The sequence below is a fragment of the Streptomyces sp. HUAS YS2 genome (genome assembly GCF_033343995.1).
Lineage (GTDB): Bacteria > Actinomycetota > Actinomycetes > Streptomycetales > Streptomycetaceae > Streptomyces > Streptomyces solicathayae.
The window spans coordinates 5,669,520-5,683,842 of sequence record NZ_CP137573.1 but is presented as its reverse complement, the minus strand read 5'-3'; the positions used below and the strand labels follow the sequence as shown (position 1 = coordinate 5,683,842).

Annotated in this window: 16 protein-coding genes and 1 pseudogene; 11 read left to right on the top strand and 6 right to left on the bottom strand. The window is 72.4% G+C overall.

Annotated elements, in window-relative coordinates:
• Position 1: 1 nt before the first annotated feature.
• Positions 2-1,273, top strand: a complete 1,272-nt coding sequence (locus R2D22_RS26350; RefSeq protein ID WP_318107156.1) for an MFS transporter — start codon at positions 2-4, stop codon at positions 1,271-1,273.
• Here R2D22_RS26350 and R2D22_RS26345 read toward each other — a convergent pair.
• The gene (locus R2D22_RS26345) at positions 1,267-1,722 is read right to left on the bottom strand and encodes a copper-binding protein (protein WP_318107155.1); all 456 of its coding nucleotides are present in this window, start codon (positions 1,720-1,722) and stop codon (positions 1,267-1,269) included. The genes R2D22_RS26350 and R2D22_RS26345 overlap by 7 nt on opposite strands.
• Positions 1,723-1,893: 171 nt before the next feature.
• Here R2D22_RS26345 and R2D22_RS26340 point away from each other — a divergent pair, with 171 nt between their 5' ends.
• Both R2D22_RS26340 and R2D22_RS26335 read left to right on the top strand, forming a co-directional pair.
• Complete coding sequence (locus R2D22_RS26340) at positions 1,894-2,469, top strand: RNA polymerase sigma factor (protein WP_318107154.1); 576 nt, start codon at positions 1,894-1,896, stop codon at positions 2,467-2,469.
• Positions 2,466-3,197, top strand: a complete 732-nt coding sequence (locus R2D22_RS26335; RefSeq protein WP_318107153.1) for a zf-HC2 domain-containing protein — start codon at positions 2,466-2,468, stop codon at positions 3,195-3,197. The genes R2D22_RS26340 and R2D22_RS26335 overlap by 4 nt, the downstream gene beginning before the upstream one ends.
• Here the strand turns inward: R2D22_RS26335 and R2D22_RS26330 are convergent.
• Complete coding sequence (locus R2D22_RS26330; protein ID WP_318109988.1) at positions 3,194-3,424, bottom strand: hypothetical protein; 231 nt, start codon at positions 3,422-3,424, stop codon at positions 3,194-3,196. The two genes, R2D22_RS26335 and R2D22_RS26330, sit on opposite strands and share 4 nt — an antisense overlap.
• 65 nt (positions 3,425-3,489) lie before the next feature.
• Here R2D22_RS26330 and map point away from each other — a divergent pair, with 65 nt between their 5' ends.
• Both map and R2D22_RS26320 read left to right on the top strand, forming a co-directional pair.
• Complete coding sequence (gene map / locus R2D22_RS26325) at positions 3,490-4,347, top strand: type I methionyl aminopeptidase (protein WP_318107152.1); 858 nt, start codon at positions 3,490-3,492, stop codon at positions 4,345-4,347.
• A gap of 115 nt (positions 4,348-4,462) precedes the next feature.
• A complete protein-coding gene (locus R2D22_RS26320) occupies positions 4,463-5,113 on the top strand; it encodes a biliverdin-producing heme oxygenase (RefSeq protein WP_318107151.1) in 651 nt (216 codons plus the stop codon).
• A gap of 36 nt (positions 5,114-5,149) precedes the next feature.
• Here R2D22_RS26320 and R2D22_RS26315 read toward each other — a convergent pair whose 3' ends face one another.
• Entirely contained in the window at positions 5,150-5,842 is a 693-nt protein-coding gene (locus tag R2D22_RS26315; RefSeq protein WP_318107150.1) for a PhzF family phenazine biosynthesis protein, read from the bottom strand.
• Entirely contained in the window at positions 5,823-6,677 is an 855-nt protein-coding gene (locus tag R2D22_RS26310) for a hypothetical protein (RefSeq protein WP_318107149.1), read from the bottom strand. Before R2D22_RS26310 ends, R2D22_RS26315 begins: the two co-directional genes overlap by 20 nt.
• A gap of 224 nt (positions 6,678-6,901) precedes the next feature.
• Between R2D22_RS26310 and efeO the strand changes: the two genes are divergently transcribed.
• From efeO to R2D22_RS26290, 4 genes are read left to right on the top strand one after another with little or no spacing between them, the layout of a single operon-like run.
• Positions 6,902-8,056, top strand: coding sequence for an iron uptake system protein EfeO (efeO, locus tag R2D22_RS26305; protein ID WP_318107148.1), 1,155 nt, complete (start codon positions 6,902-6,904; stop codon positions 8,054-8,056).
• Positions 8,057-8,070: 14 nt separating this feature from the next.
• On the top strand, positions 8,071-9,345 hold the full coding sequence (gene efeB, locus R2D22_RS26300; protein ID WP_318107147.1) for an iron uptake transporter deferrochelatase/peroxidase subunit: 1,275 nt from the start codon (positions 8,071-8,073) through the stop codon (positions 9,343-9,345).
• Between the two features lie 28 nt (positions 9,346-9,373).
• A complete protein-coding gene (efeU, locus tag R2D22_RS26295; protein ID WP_318107146.1) occupies positions 9,374-10,330 on the top strand; it encodes an iron uptake transporter permease EfeU in 957 nt (318 codons plus the stop codon).
• Positions 10,212-11,201, top strand: a complete 990-nt coding sequence (locus R2D22_RS26290) for an SCO2278 family lipoprotein (protein WP_318107145.1) — start codon at positions 10,212-10,214, stop codon at positions 11,199-11,201. The genes efeU and R2D22_RS26290 overlap by 119 nt, the downstream gene beginning before the upstream one ends.
• An 83-nt stretch (positions 11,202-11,284) precedes the next feature.
• Here R2D22_RS26290 and R2D22_RS26285 read toward each other — a convergent pair whose 3' ends face one another.
• On the bottom strand, positions 11,285-12,067 hold the full coding sequence (locus R2D22_RS26285; protein ID WP_318107144.1) for a bifunctional DNA primase/polymerase: 783 nt from the start codon (positions 12,065-12,067) through the stop codon (positions 11,285-11,287).
• A 420-nt stretch (positions 12,068-12,487) separates the two neighbouring features.
• Here R2D22_RS26285 and R2D22_RS26280 point away from each other — a divergent pair.
• A pseudogene (locus tag R2D22_RS26280) lies at positions 12,488-12,694 on the top strand (glycerophosphodiester phosphodiesterase family protein); the annotation flags it as partial.
• On the opposite strand, the gene R2D22_RS26275 reads toward R2D22_RS26280, so the two are convergent.
• Positions 12,657-13,301 carry a TetR/AcrR family transcriptional regulator gene (locus tag R2D22_RS26275; protein WP_318107143.1) on the bottom strand — a complete coding sequence of 215 codons (645 nt, stop codon included), beginning with the start codon at positions 13,299-13,301 and terminating at the stop codon, positions 12,657-12,659. The pseudogene R2D22_RS26280 and the gene R2D22_RS26275 overlap by 38 nt on opposite strands.
• Before the next feature lie 185 nt (positions 13,302-13,486).
• Here R2D22_RS26275 and ddaH point away from each other — a divergent pair, with 185 nt between their 5' ends.
• On the top strand, positions 13,487-14,311 hold the full coding sequence (gene ddaH, locus R2D22_RS26270; RefSeq protein ID WP_411977080.1) for a dimethylargininase: 825 nt from the start codon (positions 13,487-13,489) through the stop codon (positions 14,309-14,311).
• Positions 14,312-14,323: the final 12 nt, after the last annotated feature.

Here is a 14,323-nt window from a genome sequence, read left to right as displayed (position 1 = left end):
CGTGTCCCTCTCCTCCGTTCTCCCCGACCTCTCGCCGTGGCGCTCGTCGCGCGACTTCCGGCTGCTCTGGGTCCAGGGTCTCGTCACGTACTTCGGCAGCTTCATGGCGCTGGTCGCGCTGCCGCTCCAGATCAAGGAGCTGACCGGTTCGCCGCTCGCGGTGGGCGCGATGGGTGCGGTGGAGCTGGTCCCGCTGGTGGTCTTCGGGCTGTACGGCGGCGCGCTGGCGGACGCGGTGGACCGGCGGAAGGTCATCCTCGGCACGGAGGCGGGACTCGGCCTGCTGGCCGTGGTGCTGCTGGTGAACGCGGTGGCGCCGGAGCCTGCGCTGTGGCCGCTGTACGTGGTGGCGGCGGGCGTGTCGGCACTCGCGGGGCTCCAGCGCCCGGCGCTGGACTCGCTGATGGCCCGGATCGTGCCGCACGACCAGCAGACCGCTGCGGCCGCGCTGAACTCGCTGCGCTGGCAGGTCGGCGCTATCGCCGGGCCCTCGCTGGCGGGTCTGGTGGTGGCGTTCGCGGGGCACTCGACGGCGTACGCGGTGACGGTGGGCACGTTCGCCGTGTCCGTCCTGCTGTGTCTGCGGCTGGCGCCCGCGCCGGCCGCGCACGACGCGGACCGGCCCTCGCTGCGCGGGATCGTGGAGGGCGCGCGGTACGCCTGGTCCCGGCCGGTTCTCCTGGGCACGTACGCGATCGACCTGGCGGCGATGTTCTTCGCCTTCCCGAACGCGGTCTTCCCGTTCCTCGCGGACGAGCTGGACGCGGACTGGTCGCTCGGCCTGATGTACGCGGCGGGCTCGGTGGGCTCGCTGCTGGTGGGCCTGACCAGCGGCTGGACGTCGAAGGTACGGCGGCACGGGCTGCTCGTGGCGGGCGGCGCGGCGGGGTGGGGCCTGGCGATCGCCGCGGCGGGCTGGTTCTCGAACGTGTGGCTGGTGCTGGTGTGCCTGGCGTTCGCCGGTGCGGGCGACATGCTGAGCGGGCTCGGCCGCTCGACGATCTGGAACCAGACGATCCCGGAGGAGCTCCGGGGCCGTCTGGCGGGCATCGAGGTGCTCTCGTACAGCGTCGGCCCGCAGCTGGGCCAGCTCCGCGCGGGGGCGATGGCGGGCTGGACGGGGACGCGGGCGTCCGTCTGGACGGGCGGCGTCGCGTGCGTGGCGTCGGTCGCCGTGCTGGCGGCCGCCCTGCCGAGACTCCTGGCGTACGACGCGGCGACGGACGAGGACGCCGCCCGCCGCAAGGCGGAACGGGACACGGTCGGTCAGTAGCCGGTGCCCGGGGACGGGGGCTCGTTCGTGGGGGCCTCCGCGCCGCCGACCGTGATCTCCGTCTTCATCCCTTGGTCCTTGTGCCCGTCGACCGGACAGTAGACCTCGTAGGTGCCGGACTTCAGGGTCACCCGGAGCGTGGTCGAGGCGCCGGGTTCGACCGTTTCGGACCTGTTCTCCCCGCCGGGGCCCTCGATCTCCAGGGCATGGTCGTGCCCGCCGGTGTTCTTGGCGACGAAGTCGTAGACGCCGGGTTCGAAGGTCTTCTCGGACAGCGTGATGCGGAAGTCGGCCAGATCCGCGTCGACCTTCGTCACCCCGTTCTGCGCGGGCGGAGGCGTCGTCGAGCCCCCGCCGTCGCCGTCGCCCCCGCCGCAGGCCGCGAGCACGGCCGTCAGGCCGCCCGCGGCGAGCCCGAGCGCGACGCGGTTCCGAGTTCGGGTCGTCATGGCTGAGCCCTTCGCAGAGTTCCGTACAGCAGTGGATGCGGTGGATGCGGTGGATGCCGCAGATGCAGTGGATACGGACGAACCGCGCCCGGGGATCGTCCGGGAGAATGGACGGGGCCTTCCCGCGCAATCCCCGCGGGGAGTCGGACCGTATCCACTGGTGTGCAGCACATGGGCCTTCCCAGCGGACGGGTGTCGGACGAGGCACTGCTGTCCGGCCTGACGACGGGCGATCCGGAGATCGCCGTCGCGTTCGTGCGCCGTTTCCAGCGCACCGTCTTCGGCGTCGCCGTCGCCGTCCTCGGCGATCCCCAGCTCGCCGAGGACATCGCCCAGCAGACCTTCGAGCGGGCCTGGCGGCATGCCCAGGTCTACGACTCGCGCCGCGGCTCCGTGAAGACGTGGCTGACGACCATCGCGCACAATCTGGCGATCGACGCCGTACGGGCGCGCCGGGCCGGGCCGGTCGCCCCGGAGGACCTGGACGCGCTGCTCGACCTCGTGTCGGACGCCGACACCCCCGAGCGGCGGGCGCTCGCCGACGAGACCTCGGACCGGGTGCGGGCCGCGCTCGCGACCCTGCCGCGGGAGCAGGCCCGGACGCTGGTGATGGCGGGGATCTACGGGATGACCGCGCGGGAGATCGCCGGCCTCGAGCACATTCCGCTCGGCACGGCGAAGAGCCGGATCAGGGCGGGCATGGGGAAACTGCGGACGGCCCTCGGCGCGGAGGAGTTCCGGCCATGAGCGAGCTGCGCGGGACGAGCGGCATGAACGGCGGGGACTGCGAGCGGCTGCGGGAGCTCGCCGCCGAGCTGGCCCTCGGCGTCCTCCCGGCCCGGGAACGCGCCGAGGCGGTCGCCCACCTGGACCGCTGCCCGGACTGCCGGGAGTACGTCGAGCGGCTGACCCTCGTCGGCGACGGCCTCCTCGGTCTGCTCCCGGGGGCGGAACCTCCGGTGGGCTTCGAGACCCGGGTCACGAACCGCCTGGCCCCGGCGCGGCCGGAGCCGCGCGGGCGCCCCGGCCCGCTCGGCCGCCCCCGCCCCCGCCGACGCCTGCGGCTCGCCGTCGCAGCGGCCGCGGCGGCGCTGGCCTGCGGGTTCGGGGGGTGGGCCGTCGGGACGGCGGTCGTGGGCGCCTCGGCCCCCTCCTCGCAGGTCCAGGAGCAGGACGGTCTCCTGGAGGCCGCCCTGGTCTCGGGGCACCACGAGGTGGGGCGGATCTTCGCCCATCCCGGCACGCCGGGTTCGCAGGGCTGGGTGTACATGTCCGTCGACCTGGAGCAGGCCGGGAACGGCACGGTCCACTGCCGTCTGGTGCGCGCCGACGGCACCACGGTCGCCGTGGGCTCGTTCGCCCTCAGGGACGGCTACGGCTACTGGGGCGCGCCGGTCTCCGTGGACCCCGCGACGGTGACCGGCGCCCGGCTGCTCGCCGAGGACGGTTCCGTCCTCGCGACCGCCCGGTTCTAGTCGGGGGTGTCGTCCGTGCGCGGGGTCTCGTGCCACTTGGGATCCGTGTCCCACTCCAGGTTGCGTTCCTGGGCCGTCTGCATCGCGTGCTCGGCCTCCTCACGGCTCGCGTACGGGCCGAAGCGGTCCTTCGCCGGGCACTCCGGCCCCTCCTCGACCTTCTTGTGCTCCAGGCAGTAGAACCACTCGCCCGGCTTGCCGACCGTGCGCCTCTTGAACAGGGCCATCTCCCGCTCCTTCATCCGTCGCTCTGACGCCATGCTGCCCCACCCCGCCTGGTTAGACTCGCTGCATGTCTGGCCAGTCGCTGCTCGTGCCCGGGGAGCTCTCCCCCCACCGCTCCGTCCCCGGAGCCATCCGCCGTCCCGAGTACGTCGGGAAGCCCGCCCCCGCCCCGTACACCGGGCCCGAGGTGCAGGACTCCGAGACCATCGAGCGGATGCGCGTCGCCGGCCGCATCGCCGCGCGGGCGATGGAGGAGGCCGCGAAGCACATCGCCCCCGGAGTCACCACCGACGAGCTCGACCGCGTCGCGCACGAGTACATGTGCGACCACGGCGCGTACCCCTCGACCCTCGGCTACCGCGGCTTCCCGAAGTCGCTGTGCGCCTCGGTCAACGAGGTCATCTGCCACGGCATCCCGGACTCCACCGTGCTGCGCGACGGCGACATCGTGAACCTCGACGTCACCGCGTACATCGGCGGCGTGCACGGCGACAACAACGCGACCTACCTCTGCGGCGACGTCGACGAGGAGTCCCGGCTGCTCGTGGAGCGCACCCGCGAGTCCCTGAACCGGGCGATCAAGGCCGTACGGCCCGGCCGCCAGGTCAACATCATCGGCCGGGTCATCGAGTCGTACGCCAAGCGCTTCGGCTACGGCGTCGTCCGGGACTTCACGGGGCACGGCATCAACTCGTCCTTCCACTCCGGTCTGATCATTCCGCACTACGACTCGCCCCACCACACGACGGTGATCCAGCCGGGCATGACCTTCACGATCGAGCCGATGCTGACCCTCGGCACCCACGAGTACGACATGTGGGACGACGGCTGGACCGTGGTCACGAAGGACCGCAAGCGGACCGCCCAGTTCGAGCACACGCTGGTGGTCACGGACAGCGGCGCCGAGATCCTCACGTTGCCGTAGGCCGTTCGCGGGGTAGCGTCTTTACCGACAGGCTGTCGGGAACCAGTTGACTTAGGCAAGCCTAAGGAGAAGGATCACCACTGGTTCCCGTCCCGATCGGTCCCGGAGGCCCGCCTTGACCACGCCCTTCTCCACGCTGATCCGCACCGCCTCGCAGGAGCAGCACACCGAGGCGGAGACGTCGACCTTCATGACCGACCTGCTCGGCGGCCGACTGGGCGTGGACGCGTACGCGCGCTACACCGAGCAGCTCTGGTTCGTGTACCGGGCACTGGAGGACGGCGCGGAGGTACTGCGCTCCGACCCGGTCGCGGGGCCGTTCATACAGCCGGAGCTGTTCCGCACCGCCGCCCTGGAGCAGGACCTCGCCCACCTGCGGGGCGCGGACTGGCGCGCCGGCCTCTCCCCGTTGCCGGCCACCGCGGCGTACGCCGCCCGGGTCGCCGAGTGCGCCCGCGACTGGCCGGCCGGGTACGTGGCCCACCACTACACCCGCTACCTGGGCGACCTCTCCGGCGGCCAGATCATCCGTGACCGCGCCGAGCGCGCCTGGGGCTTCGCCCGCAAGGGCGACGGCGTGCGGTTCTACGTCTTCGAGGAGATCGGCAACCCGGCCGCGTTCAAGCGGGGTTACCGCGAACTCCTGGACAGCGTGAACGCGGACGACCTGGAGCGGCAGCGGATCGTCGACGAGTGCAAGCGGGCGTTCGACTTCAACGGCGCGGTGTTCCGCGAGCTGGCGGGCGAGTTCCCGATCAGCGCGTAGCGGCCGCGGCAGGAGGCCGCGACCGCCGACGGCCGTTCAGATCGTCATCGTCCGCTCGAGCCGCACCCGGCCGCCCAGTTCGATCAGGCCGTCCGGGCCGGGAGCGGTCAGGAGCTGGGAGCCGAGGCCCTGGGTGATGTTGAGGGCGCGGCCCAGTTCGGCGGTGAGCAGCAGGGCCGCCGCGCCGGTCGCCTCGTCCTCGTCGATGCCGTCCCCGCGCCCGGGGAACCCGCGGGCGCGCACGCGGCCGGCCGCCTCGTCCTCCCATGCCCAGGCGTAGATCCACTCTCCCGGCTCGGGCACCTCGAGCGCGTCGACCTCCTCGGCGGAGGCGTACCGCCGCAGGGTGCGCGGCGGCGCCCATTCCGCGCGGGCCTCGATCCAGGTGAACTCGCCGTCCCCGCGCACCCACACCTCGCCCGCCTGCGGCCGGACGACCTCCAGGTCGAGCAGCCAGGCCGCGCCGATCAGCGGGTATCCGGCGAACGGCAGCCGCACGCCGGGGGTGTAGATGTCGACCGCACCGCGCTCGGGGTCGTCGACGAACACCGTCTCGCTGAAGCCCAGTTCCTTGGCGAGCGCCTGCCGGGACGCCTCGTCGGGATGCGTGCGCCCGTCGCGTACGACGCCGAGGGCGTTGCCGAACCGTCCGTCGCCCGCGCAGAAGACGCGCAGGACGTCGATGTCGGTGCCCCGGTCGGCGAAACGGCTAGTAGCGGTCGTGTTCATGGCGGAATTGAAGCATCAACGCGTCCCACTCCGCCGGTCCGCCCGGAATCGGCCATGCCCGCGTGGCCTCCTCGTCGTACGGGACGGCGAGGGCGGCCGCGCCGAAGGACCGGGCCAGCATCCGGCGCGCGGACTCCTCCTCCGGGGCGAGCGCGGCCATCCGCTCCTCGTAGTACGCGGTCGTGGCCGCGAGTACCGAGGCGCGCGTCGCGTCGTCCGCGCCGCGCATCAGTACCAGCGACGCCGGTTCCTGATCCTCCGCCAGGGCCGCCACCGCCCGGTCGTGGCCGTCGAGGACGACCCAGCCGTCGAAGGCGGACACCCACCACAGCAGCACCGGCGGCAGGACGCCCTCCCGGGCCTGGCGGCGGTACGCCTTGACGCGCGGCGCGTCGGCGGCGGAGAGCGGGCGCAGCGGGACGACGCCGTTCCAGCCCGCGACCCAGTCGAGATACGCCTCGGGCCAGGTGCGCGGGAGCTCCCGGCGCCACGCGCCGTACGGCAGCGTCGACCGCTCGGCCAGCAGCCAACGGCCGTCGTGCAGCGGTCCGTCGGGGGCGTCGGCGAGCAGCCCGGCGTACCCGTGGCGCCGGTCGGGCACGCGCCGGGCCTCGTCGGCGCGCAGCGGCGGGAGCGGCGAGCGGTACCCGGCGCGGCGGAGCAGCGCCACTCCGTCCCGGTCCGCGTCGACCCGTGCGAGCAGCACCGCCCGGCCGTCCTGACGCAGCAGCATGCGCCGGCCGTCGGTCATCTCCATGCGCAACGACGGCGGTTCGGCCCGGCCGGTGACGGTCAGGGCGAGCGCTCCGGGCAGGTCTTCTCGGGAGAGGCGCATGACCGCACGCTAGCGCCCATAACAAATCATTACGAAAGGCGCATCTCACCCCGCTTGACCAGTACTTGACCGATGCATGGGGACCCCGTGAACCCGCCGTGATCGAGCCGTGTCCACCCCGTCCGGCCTGAGAGGTGAATCACAGGAGGGGTGGGTATGGCTGAGGTAAGGCTCGGTTAAGTTAGGTCCGCCTCACCGCCTCTCTCCCCTCCCCAGGAGCCCACATGCGAGCCGTCCGTCTCTCCGTCGTCACCGCCGCCGCGACCGCGGCTGCTCTGACCGCCGTCACGGGCTGCACCGAGAAGAGCGACGCCAAGGGCGACGCCCACGGCGCCGTCTCCGTCGTCGCCAAGGACGACTCCTGCGAGGTCTCGAAGAAGGAGTTCCCGGCCGGCCACCTGGAGCTGGCCGTGGAGAACAAGGGCAGCAAGGTCACCGAGGTCTACATCCTCTTCCCGGACGACCGCATCGTCACCGAGCGCGAGAACATCGGCCCCGGCACCAAGGCGAAGATCACCGCCGAGGTCAAGGCCGGCGACTACGAGATCGCCTGCAAGCCCGGCATGAAGGGCGACGGCATCCGCCAGAAGGTCAAGGTCACCGGCGGCACCACCGCCAAGCGCTCCCCCGAGATGGACGCCGCCGTCGCCGCGTACCGCCAGTACGTGCAGACGCAGGCCGACGAGACCCTGCCCAAGGTGAAGGTCTTCACCGACGCCGTCCGCGCCGGCAACATCGAGGCCGCGAAGAAGGCGTACGCCGACTCCCGCATCGGCTGGGAGCGCACCGAGCCGGTCGCCGAGTCCTTCGGCGACATCGACCCGAAGGTCGACGTCCGCGAGGACGGCCTCGAGGCGGGCCAGGACCCGGCCAAGGACTGGACCGGCTGGCACCGGCTGGAGAAGGCGCTCTGGCAGGACAAGAAGATCGGCGACCGTGAGAAGCAGCTCGCCGACACCCTCGACAAGGACCTCGCCGACTGGGTGAAGCGGGTCGGCAAGGCCGAGATCACCCCGACCTCCATGGCCAACGGCGCCAAGGAACTCCTCGACGAGGTCGCCTCCGGCAAGGTCACCGGTGAGGAGGAGCGTTACTCCCACACCGACCTGGTCGACTTCAAGGCGAACGTCGAGGGCGCGCAGAAGTCCTTCGAGCTGCTCAAGCCCGTCGCGTCGAAGAACGACCCGAAGCTGGTCGCCGAGCTCGACAAGCAGTTCGCCGCGCTGAACACGCTGCTCGACAAGTACCGCGCGGACAAGACCACGTACGTCTTCACCCCGTACGACCAGGTCGGCAAGGAGCAGCAGAAGGAGCTCTCGGACGGCGTCAACGCGCTGGGCGAGCCGCTCTCCAAGCTCGCCGCCGCGGTTGTGAAGTAAGGGAGATCGCGACCATGTCCGAGACCGTCGACGAGAACGAGTCCACCGGCTCCGCCGCCCCCTCGCGCCGCAGCGTCATCGGCTGGGGCGGTGCCGGGCTCGCGCTCGGCGCCGCCGCGGCGGGCGGCGCCGCCGTCGCCCTGAACCGCGCCGGCGACGCCACCGAGAACGTCGCCGCCGCCGGCGGCGCGGTCCCCTTCCACGGTCCGCACCAGGCCGGCATCGCCTCGGCAGTCCAGGACCGGCTGCACTTCGCCGCCTTCGACGTGAAGACGAAGGACCGGGCCGAGCTGATCCAGCTCCTGAAGGACTGGACCCGGGCCGCCGAGCGGATGACGCTCGGCCAGGAGGTCGGCGAAGGCGCGTACGGCGGCCTCCCGGAGGCCCCGCCGGACGACACCGGCGAGGCCCTGGGCCTCAAGCCGTCCCGGCTCACCCTCACCATCGGCTTCGGCCCCTCGCTCTTCGACGAGCGGTTCGGGCTGAAGGACCGGCGGCCCGAGGCCCTGGTCGACCTGCCGAAGTTCCCCGGCGACAACCTCGACAGGGCGCGCAGCAACGGCGACATCTGCGTCCAGGCCTGCGCGGACGACCCGCAGGTCGCCGTGCACGCCATCCGCAACCTGGCCCGGATCGGCTTCGGCAAGGTCGCGGTGCGCTGGTCGCAGCTCGGCTTCGGCAAGACGTCCTCGACGACCCCCGACGCCCAGACCCCGCGCAACCTGTTCGGCTTCAAGGACGGCACCCGCAACATCGCGGGCACCGACACCGCCCGCCTGGAGAAGCACGTCTGGGTCTCCGGCAAGGGCGCGGAGGGCCCCTCGGCGTGGATGGCCGGCGGCTCGTACCTCGTCGCCCGCCGGATCCGGATGAACGTCGAGATCTGGGACCGCACTCCGCTCGCGGAGCAGGAGGACATCTTCGGCCGCGACAAGAAGGAAGGCGCTCCGGTCGGCAAGGCCAAGGAGCACGACGAGCCGTTCCTGCCGGCCATGAAGCCGGAGGCGCACGTCCGCCTCGCGCACCCGGACTCCAACAACGGGGCGACGATCCTGCGCCGCGGCTACTCCTTCACGGACGGCACGGACGGTCTCGGCCGCCTGGACACGGGCCTGTTCTTCCTCGCGTACCAGCGCGACGTCCGCAAGGGGTTCATCCCGGTGCAGACCTCGCTGGCCCGCTCGGACGTCCTCAACGAGTACATCCAGCACGTGGGTTCGGGCATGTTCGCCGTTCCGCCGGGCGTCCGCGACAAGGACGACTGGTGGGGCCGGGCGCTGTTCTCCTGACCCCCGCATCTCGAAGGAGGGGACCGACGTGTTCGGGAACTATCTGATCGGCCTGCGCGAGGGCCTGGAGGCCAGCCTGGTCGTCTGCATCCTCATCGCGTACCTGGTGAAGACGGACCGCCGTGACGCGCTGAAGCCGATCTGGATCGGCATCGGCGTGGCGGTCGGCGTGGCGCTGGCCTTCGGCGCCGGCCTCGAGTTCGGCTCGCAGGAGCTGACGTTCGAGGCGCAGGAGGCGCTGGGCGGCTCGCTGTCGATCCTCGCGGTCGGTCTGGTGACCTGGATGGTCTTCTGGATGAAGCGCACCGCGCGGCATCTGCGCTCGGAGCTGCACGGCCGGCTGGACGCGGCCCTGCAGATGGGCACCGGCGCCCTGGTCGCCACGGCCTTCCTGGCCGTCGGCCGGGAGGGCCTGGAGACCGCGCTTTTCGTGTGGGCTTCGGTGCGCGCCTCCTCGGACGGCACGTCGGCCCCGCTGATCGGGGTGCTGCTGGGCCTGGCGACGGCGGTGTTCCTCGGCTGGCTGTTCTACCGGGGCGCGCTGAAGATCAACCTGGCGAAGTTCTTCACCTGGACCGGCGGCATGCTGGTCGTGGTCGCCGCGGGCGTCCTCGCGTACGGCGTGCACGACCTCCAGGAGGCGCGCTTCCTCGGCGGCCTGGCCGACAAGGCGTTCGACGTCTCCGCGACGATCCCGCCGGACAGCTGGTACGGCACCCTGCTCAAGGGCGTCCTCAACTTCCAGCCCGATCCGACGGTGCTTCAGGTCACGGTGTGGGCGCTGTATCTGATCCCGACGCTCGCACTGTTCCTCGCCCCGGTAGGGTTCGGACGTCCGGTGCGGGTGGAGGAGCAGAAGGCAACCGATGAGAAGGCTGAGGCCGGCGACGGCGGTCGTGGCGACGACGGTGCTGGCGCTGACGGCGAGCGGCTGCGTGACGGTGCACGGCGAGCTGGAGCTCGTTCCGGCGGTGACGAAGTCTGAGGCCGAACAGGCCCTGAAGGACTTCACCGACGCGTACAACAAGGCCGACAAGGCCTATGACCCGGCCCTCGACGCGGGCCGGGTCACCGGCCCGCTCGGCGCCATCAACCAGGCGGGCCTGAAGGCCCGTTCGGTGACGAGCCCGGGCGGCAACCCGCGGCACAGGCCGCTGGAGCTGACGGACGCGAAGTTCACGATCCCCAAGAAGGCGGGCTGGCCGCGCTGGTTCGTCGCGGACACCGACGCGAACCGGGACCGGGCCGGCGCCAAGACCGACGACCGGTGGCTGCTGGTCTTCGTGCGCAACGGCAACGAGCAGCTGTGGGAGGTCGCGCACCTGGCGATCCTCACCCCGGACGAGGTCCCGGTGTTCAAGCAGAAGGACGGGTACGCGGTGCCGGTCGCCGCGAACTCCCAGACGCTGGCGGTCGCGCCGAAGGACCTGGGCACGCGGTACGTCTCGTACCTTCGGACGGGCGAGCCCGGCATGTTCGCGCCGGGGGCGCACACCACGTTCTGGCGGGCCTCGCGCGCGAAGAACGCCAAGCGGCTGGGTCTGGCGACGCAGTACGTCGACCAGACCATGGACGACGGCGACAACGCGCCGCTCGGTCTGGAGACCGAGAACGGCGGGGCTCTGGTGTTCTTCGGCATCCGCTACTTCGAGCGGCAGACCGCCGCGCAGGGCTACCGGCCGAAGGTCGACGCCGATGTGAAGGCGCTGATGACCGGCGAGGTGAAGAACACCGTCACCAAGGAGTGGGTGTCCGACCAGGCGGCGCTCGTGAAGCCGGCGTCCGGGGCGACGGACAAGGACGCGGTGGCGATAGCGGGACGGCTGCAGGGCGTCACGGGCGCGAAGGGCGAGTAGGGCTCGCCGGGCGCGGCGCCGGGGAAATCGACGAGGAGGGGGCGGCCGGTGGCCGCCCCCTCCTCGTTCGTCCCGCGTCGTCGTCAGTGGTTGAGCGGCCAGGCCGGCTCGTGCCGCCCCGGGTCGCCGTCCGCGGCTCGCGCGTCGGCGTACCGGGCGCAGGCGTCGGTGAGGGTCTCCAGGAGGGTCAGCGGGTCCGGGAGCGCGTGCTCCGGGCCGCGTACCCACTCCACCGTGCGGTCGTCACCGGGCAGCCGGGCCGGCGGGACGAGGACGTAGCTGCCCCGGCAGTGCCAGCGCAGGCCCGGGTGCTCGTCCATGGTCTCGGGGTGGCAGTCCAGCTCGCAGGGCCACCACTCGTCCTCGTCCTCGGGGGTGCCCCGGGTGGCGGTGAAGAACAGCATCCGGCGCTCGTCGGCGGGCAGTTCCTCCTCCGGCACGGCGGCGCCGGACTCGGCGACCGGGCCGACGTCGACGCCGTCGGCGAGCAGCCGCTCCAACGCGGCGCGACCGGCGTCCAGCGGAACGTCGAGGACGTCGTGGACCATGCCGGTCGCGGTGATGAAGTTGGCCTCGGGCTGATTCCGGGACCAGCGCTCGATCTGCGCGCGGTCCGTCGTCGACTGGGTCTGCCAGGCGAAGGAGACGGGATGCCGGGCCGGCGTGGGACAGCCGATGCGCTCGCAGGAACACCGGTAGCCGACGGGGTACGCGGCGGGGGCGAGGGGCAGACCGGCGGCGGCGGTGGCGAGGAGCAGGTTCTCGCGGCGGTCGGCGTCGTCCGCGGCGGTCCGCCGGGGGCGTCGGCGCAGCCACTGCGCGAGTTTGCTCTCCGTGCCGCGGTAGCGGCCGATGCCGTCGCCCATCTATCCCCTCACACCTGTGCTCGTCCCGGCCCACGCGCGGGTCCCGCCGCGTGTCGAAGCTGCTGCCATGGTCCCACCATCCTGCGCCCCGGGTGACCGGAGTCCCCAACCGGGGTACGCATCGCCCGTGCCGAACGCGACGCCATCGGGTCCGCTGGGCTCGCTCATCGCCCTGGCCCTGGCCTGCCAGGCCCTCGTGCTGCCGCCGCTGGACTGGGGACCGGGGCCTCGGGGGCCGAACGGGAATGGGTTCGCCCGGGCGGCCGGCAGGCGGCCCGCACCCCCGCGCGGGTGACCATCGACACACTTCCGGAGCCGTCCCGCGGGGTGGTCTGGACGGCGCACCGCGGCGGCGCGCTCGAGCCCCCGGAGAACAGCACGGCCGCACTGTCGAAGGCGTACGCGAGCGGAACGGCGCAGGTCCTGGACGTGGACGTGCGGATGCTCCGGGACGAGGACCTGCGCCGCGCGCTCCGGTCCGGCGTCCCCCGGGTCTGGGCCCACACCGTGAACACCCCCACGGACCGCGACCGCGCCCTCCGCCTCGGCTGCGACGGCGTCATCACGGACGCCCCGGAGCGACTGGGTCCTACGGGCGGGGGGCGAGCCCGCGCAGGACGTGGGTGACCAGGGCGTCCGCGTAGGCGTGGGTGAGGGGCACGGTGCGGTACTGCCAGCGCTGGGCGATCGGGGCGGTGAGGAGTTCCGCGGCGATCCGGAGGTCGGTGTCGGGGGCGATGTCGCCGTCCTCGCGGGCGGCCTCCAGCCGGCGGAGGTAGTAGGTGAGCTGGGGCTCCACCAGCTTCTCGGCCATCTGGGCGGCGAACTCGGCGCTGACCAGGCCCTCGGCGGCCAGGGCCCGGGTCGGGCCGTCGTACTTGGGGTCGCCCAGCTCGTCGACGGTGGCCCGCAGGACGTACCGCAGGTCCGCGGCGAGGTCGCCGGTGTCCGGGATGCCGCTCGCCCCCTCCTCGCCGTGGGCGGCTCCGCCGAGCGCGTCGTTCGCCTGCGCCGCGAGGTCGAGGTACGCGTCGAGCAGAACGGCCGCCTTGGAGGGCCACCAGCGGTAGATGGTCTGCTTGCCGACGCCGGCGCGGGCGGCGATGCCCTCGACGGTGGTCTTCGCGTAGCCCGCCTCGGTGACCAGCGCGAGGGCCGCGTCGAAGATGGCGCGGCGGGAGCGCTCGCTGCGGCGGGAGGCGTCGGGGGCCTTGGAGGCCTTGGCAGAGGTCATGGGGCCAGCCTTGAACGAGACGAGCCGTCTCGTCAAGCCGGTGGGCCGTCGCACGGGTGGGTGATCCGCATCGTCCCGGACTGTTACCCGGAACCACCCGATCGGTTCACTGCGCGAACGCCGCTGACGACGGACCATGGCTCCACGCACACACCGTGCGCCCTGTCTTTCGTGAGGAGCCCTCATTGCGCTCATCGCCGCGCGAGGCATCGCCCCGCCGTTATCTGATGTGCCCACCCGCGCACTTCAGGGTGACGTACTCCATCAACCCATGGATGGACCCCGCGAAACCGGTCGACCTCCGTCTGGCCCTCGCCCAGTGGGAGGACCTGCGGGACCGCTATCTGGCCCTCGGCCATACGGTCGACCTGCTCGACCCGCAGCCCGACCTGCCCGACATGGTCTTCGCCGCCAACGGCGCGACGGTCGTCGACGGCCGCGTGCTCGGCGCGCGGTTCGCCCACCCGGAGCGCACCGCCGAGGCCGCGGCCCATCTGGAGTGGTTCCGCGCCCACGGGTTCACCGAGATCCACGAGCCGGAGCACGTCAACGAGGGCGAGGGGGACTTCGCGGTCACCTCCTCGTACCTGCTGGCCGGCCGGGGCTTCCGGTCCAGTCCGCTGTCGCACGACGAGGCCCAGGAGTTCTTCGGCCGCCCGGTGATCGGTCTCGACCTGGTGGATCCGCGGTACTACCACCTGGACACGGCGCTGTGCGTCCTGGACGACGCGGCCGACGAGATCATGTACTACCCGGGGGCCTTCTCCCCCGGCAGCCGCGCGGTCCTGGCCCGGTTGTTCCCCGACGCCCTGATCGCGGGCGAACGGGACGCCGCGGCCCTCGGCCTGAACGCGGTGAGCGACGGCCGCCACGTCCTGCTCCCGCAGGCGGCGACCGGGCTGTTCGGCCCGCTCCGGGACCGCGGCTTCGACCCGGTCCCGATGGACCTGGGCGAACTCCTCAAGGGCGGCGGCAGCGTGAAGTGCTGCACCCAGGAGCTGCGGATGTAGCCTCCTGAGCGC